The 4,647-nt window shown below is 37.8% G+C and carries 4 protein-coding genes and 1 pseudogene; 1 reads left to right on the plus strand and 4 read right to left on the minus strand.

Annotated features, from left to right (window positions below):
* The 4 genes and pseudogenes from F6K22_RS21500 to F6K22_RS21515 form a co-directional block, all read right to left on the minus strand.
* A pseudogene (locus tag F6K22_RS21500) lies at window positions 1-306 on the minus strand (globin domain-containing protein); the annotation flags it as partial.
* A gap of 21 nt (window positions 307-327) precedes the next feature.
* Window positions 328-744 (minus strand): globin domain-containing protein, encoded by a 417-nt coding sequence (locus F6K22_RS21505; RefSeq protein WP_293102447.1) that lies wholly within the window; start codon window positions 742-744, stop codon window positions 328-330.
* A gap of 85 nt (window positions 745-829) precedes the next feature.
* Complete coding sequence (locus tag F6K22_RS21510) at window positions 830-1,009, minus strand: globin family protein (protein ID WP_293102450.1); 180 nt, start codon at window positions 1,007-1,009, stop codon at window positions 830-832.
* A gap of 326 nt (window positions 1,010-1,335) precedes the next feature.
* Window positions 1,336-3,207: a S9 family peptidase gene (locus F6K22_RS21515; protein WP_293102453.1), complete on the minus strand. Its 1,872-nt coding sequence runs from the start codon at window positions 3,205-3,207 to the stop codon at window positions 1,336-1,338.
* Window positions 3,208-3,872: 665 nt separating this feature from the next.
* On the opposite strand from F6K22_RS21515, the gene F6K22_RS21520 reads away from it, so the two are divergent.
* Complete coding sequence (locus F6K22_RS21520) at window positions 3,873-4,538, plus strand: class I SAM-dependent methyltransferase (RefSeq protein WP_293102456.1); 666 nt, start codon at window positions 3,873-3,875, stop codon at window positions 4,536-4,538.
* Window positions 4,539-4,647: the final 109 nt, after the last annotated feature.

Here is a 4,647-nt window from a genome sequence, read left to right on the forward strand (position 1 = left end):
AAACATTAATTCCACAATTTGTTCGTAAGCAAATACCCAGGCATTCTTCACTTCAATATTCCAATTATCACCAAGATATTGTTCTAAAGTTGTCAATAATGCTTCCCCAACTAACGGATAATGTTGTGGCAAAGCACCATAATTAATATGACGATCACCAAGGTTTTGTAAGACTTCTACTAATACTTCTGGATGGCGTAAACTTTCCACTACTAATACTAAAGAATTGAGCAATTTTTTCTGTTGATTAGACATCTCAGTATTAGCAAATAATGGTTTTGCTTCTGGATATGCCATAAATAGATTTTCATAGAAACTAGCAGCAAATTATTCTCCGCAAGGTTTGATTTTCTCAAAACTATTTTCAATAATTTCTATAGGTGAATCAACTTGATATTTTGTTATTCCAATCTCTGAATTAATGTTAATTTTAGGAGGTATTATCTCTGCTTCTTCCTCTTCCTGTGTTTCTATTTCTCCGTCTATGTCTGCCAAAGATTGATAGTTTGCACCTTTTAACATCAATTTAGCAACTCCACGATAAGCATAAACCCAAGCTACTTTAACTTCAGGATTCCAATTTTCTTGAAGATACTGCTTTAACGTTTCTAGTAATGCTTTACCAACTGCTGGATAATGTTGCTGTAGCACTCCATAATTAACGTGTCGCGCTCCTAATGCTTCTGCAACTCCTTTTAATACTCCTGGATGTCGAAGATTTTCCACTACTATAGCGCTACGCATTAAGGTTAGGACATTTCTAAATCCTGAAACCCTTTATTAGTGTACTATTCCCTATTCCCTATTCCCTATTCCCTAGCGCGTAGCGCTATAAAATTAGAGCATCAAGCAACTTTTTCTGTTGCTTCTCCATATCAGTATTAACAAACAGTGGTTTGACCTCTGGATATTTTGTGAATAAATTTACATAAAAACTGGCTGCAAACTTCTCCGCATTCGGTTTTATTTGTGCAAAGCTTTGTTCTATAATTTCAATTTTTGACCCCATTTTTTATGTGCCATATTAAAGATTAAATAATAATTATTAATTATAATAGAAAGAAGAATATATCAAAATAATTTTAATTTTAGCAAATTTAGTTCATTAATTGATAATGGATAATTACTTCTGTTTAAAACCGAGAAGATTGAATGATCGGGAAATCACAATTTCTTTTTTCTCTTGAAATAGAAGGCTTTAAAACGAATTGATTAATTATCAATTATCCATTATCCATTGGTATATATTTTGTCTTGAATAACTTGATATAGGAACATTCCATAGAACGTTCCTACAAGAATACTAAATTAATCGCTAATTATCCGAACATAGTATTATTTAACTATACCAGAGTGACCTTTTATATTTCCTACTGCTTCAAATCTTCCACCCAGGTATTTTGCTAAAAATTCCTCAGCGATCGCGTAAAAATGTAAACGGTTTTCTGGACGAGCAAAACCATGACCTTCGTCTGTGTATAGAGCATATTTTACAGGTTTACCAGCATCTTCCATTGCCTTAACAATTTGCTCGCTTTCTGACTCCTTCACCCGTGGGTCATTCGCTCCTTGAGCAATTAACAAAGGTTTCTGAATTTTATCGACCAAAAACAGAGGCGATCGCGACTTCAAAAACTCTGGTTCTGTTTCCAAATTTCCTACACGATGGAAAAATACTTTCTTCAACGGTTCCCAATAAGGTGGAAGAGTTTCCATTAAAGTTATCAAATTACTCGGTCCGACAATATCCACACCAGCAGCAAAAACTTCCGGAGTAAAAGTCAATCCCACTAATGTTGCATAACCACCATAAGAACCACCCATGATAGCAATTTTATCCTTGTCAGCAATACCCTGTTCAACCAACCAGTTAACTCCATCGATTAGATCGTCGTGCATTTTCGCGCCCCATTCCCGGTTGCCAGCATTGAGAAAATCTTTACCGTAACCACTTGACCCCCGGAAATTAACTTGCAATACCACATAACCCCGGTTAGCTAACCATTGAGCTTGGGGTCTGTAACCCCAAGTATCCCGCGCCCAAGGTCCCCCATGAACTAAAAGCACTGCTGGTCCTGAAGTAGAAACTCCCACAGGTTTAGTTAAGTATCCATGAATAGTTAGACCATCCTTAGCAGTATACGAAACAGGTTCCATAGAAGCTAACTGTAAACCTTCTAGTTTTGGTTGGTTCGTAAACAAAAACGTTGTAGTTTTGGCAGTGCGGTCGTAAGCATAATAATAAACAGGTCCGTCATCAGTGAAATAAGATACTAACCAGTTTAGATCGTTGATAGTACGGTCTACGATGCGAAATTCCCCTTCGTGAGCTGCTTTAAGAAATTCAAAATCTGCAACAATACTATCGTCTAAAATTTGCCATTCTAATTTTTCTTTGTAGAAACCTACTGCTTCAATGTTACGAGTAGTAGGATGAATTATGATGCCACCCATGTCATATTGGGGGTCTTCAGCAACTACATTTTCTTGACGAGCAGCGAGGTCTAGAGCAACTAGACGTTTAGCATTAGCATCATGATTACCTGATATATAGAGAATTTTCCCATCATCGGAGAAAAGAACTGGACTACCTTCTTCATTAGGTCCCCAGTGGCGCATAGTTTCCCAAGATTTTTCTGTGGTTTCCCGATAAAAGACGTCGGAACCTCCATCCTCAGTTCTAGCGATCGCTGCCCGAATTTGGAATTGAGCATCAGCAGTCCAACCAACGATATTTCCGGGGTTATGAGTGTCAAATTCTACTGCACCATTGTTGAGGTTGATACGGTAAACATCGAATTTTTGCCGGTTTTCCAGGTTCATCCCCACCAATATTTGGTCGGGAAAATTAGGATCTATATCTACTATGTCTGCTTTAACTCCTTGGAATGGCGTCAGGTCGCGGACTATGTTGGATTGAATATTTACTTGATAGAGATGAAAGTTTTCATCACCCTCAGCATCTTGGAGGTAGATCAGTTGGTCTTGGTTGTAACTCCAAAGATAGATCCGAATGCCTCGTTTTTTGTCAGCGGTAACTTGGCGATCGTCTTCTTGACCTATGGTTCGTACCCATACTTGCAAAACGTTTTTCTCATCTGGAGCGATGTAGGCAAGATATTTACCATCGGGGGAAAGTTTTGGGTTAGTACGTTCGGGGTTACCAAATAAAATGTCGCGGGAAATAAGAGGTGGGAGTTGAGTCATTTCAGTTATCAGTTATCAGTTATCAGTTATCAGCAGCAAAGTGATTTTTTTGATCCCATTAAAAGGAGCAGGAGACCTTATTTTTTGGTCATTTTTCAGTTTACTGTTTGATTTTTTTTAGTTATACCATTTCTCAAAAGTAATGCTATAGCAACAGTTATCAGGTACATTTACGATCCCCCGCGCATCCCCCTTAAAAAGGGGGACTTTGAAGACTCCCCCCCTTTTTAAGCGGTTCCCCCCTTATCAAGGGGGGTTAGGGGGGATCTGGGGGCGTGGGGGGATCTAAAACTATACCTCATAGATTAAAGAAGTGCTATATATATAAATTTATTTCTGTATAAACAAATTGTAGGGGCAAACGGCAGTTTGCCCTGACGCATTCTTTTTGAGAACTGGTATTAAATATATTTTACCTTTACAATTTACTATATATTTTATAATATTAACCTACAATAAATGTAGTGTAAACCTACCTTGACTATTTAGCGTGTCTAGATTTAGTTTGTGGGTAAGTTTCATAAATTAAGACCTCTCCCCCGACCCCTCTCCTACAAGGAGAGGGGAGAAATATTCTCCCCGTTTCAAAGGGCAAAGGGTGGATAGGAAGTGGGTTGAGGGGTTAGGTTTGACCCAAAATTTTAGTCTAGACAACGCTACTGTTTATGTTATTACAAGCTAAACAACGGACAAAGTTAGATGATTCTGACGATAGTTTATTTTATTCTTTTCCCAGGTTTGTCACTCATGTGGATGAAGGGTTTATTGACCAGTTGACCAATTTATATCGCGATCGCCTCCAACCTCATACTCGAATTTTAGATATGATGAGTAGTTGGGTTTCTCATTTACCAGAAGAAATAGAATTTGCTCATGTTGAAGGACATGGTATGAATGAGGAGGAGTTGGCAAAAAATCGTCAATTAAATCATTACTTTGTTCAGAATTTTAATCAGGATTTAAAAATACCTTTACCGGACAAAGATTTTGATGCTGTGCTGAACTGTGCTTCGATTCAATATTTACAATATCCTGATGCCATATTTTATGAAATTCATCGTATTCTTAAACCTGGTGGGATAGCAATTATTAGTTTTTCTAATCGGATGTTTTCTCAGAAGGCGATCGCTGCTTGGCGAGATAATTCGGAGGAGGGAAGGGTAGAGTTAGTCAAGAGTTATTTTGACTCGGTAAAAAATGCTAATGGTGTTCCTGGATTTAGTCAAGTAGAGGTAATTTCTCAACAGTCAAATGTACCTAGTTTTTTGCAGATGTTAGGTTTAGGAGGAGGCGATCCTTTTTATGTTGTAATTGCTCATCGTCAGGTTTAATATTAAACCAGAAAGATAAGAGTCTATGTTGTAGGGGCGAATGGCCATTCGCCCCTACGCATTGTATGGCGATCATAAGTAAGAAAGAATGGGTAGTCTAGAGGTTTTA

This window comes from Okeania sp. SIO2F4 (genome assembly GCF_010672385.1).
Classification (GTDB): Bacteria; Cyanobacteriota; Cyanobacteriia; order Cyanobacteriales; family Microcoleaceae; genus Trichodesmium.

Bases quoted from the DNA above. Each gene is read 5' to 3' on its own strand.
- F6K22_RS21505 (WP_293102447.1), bottom strand. From the start codon at position 744: ATGCGTAGCGCTATAGTAGTGGAAAATCTTCGACATCCAGGAGTATTA.
- F6K22_RS21510 (WP_293102450.1), bottom strand. From the start codon at position 1,009: ATGGGGTCAAAAATTGAAATTATAGAACAAAGCTTTGCACAAATAAAA.
- F6K22_RS21515 (WP_293102453.1), bottom strand. From the start codon at position 3,207: ATGACTCAACTCCCACCTCTTATTTCCCGCGACATTTTATTTGGTAAC.
- F6K22_RS21520 (WP_293102456.1), top strand. From the start codon at position 3,873: ATGTTATTACAAGCTAAACAACGGACAAAGTTAGATGATTCTGACGAT.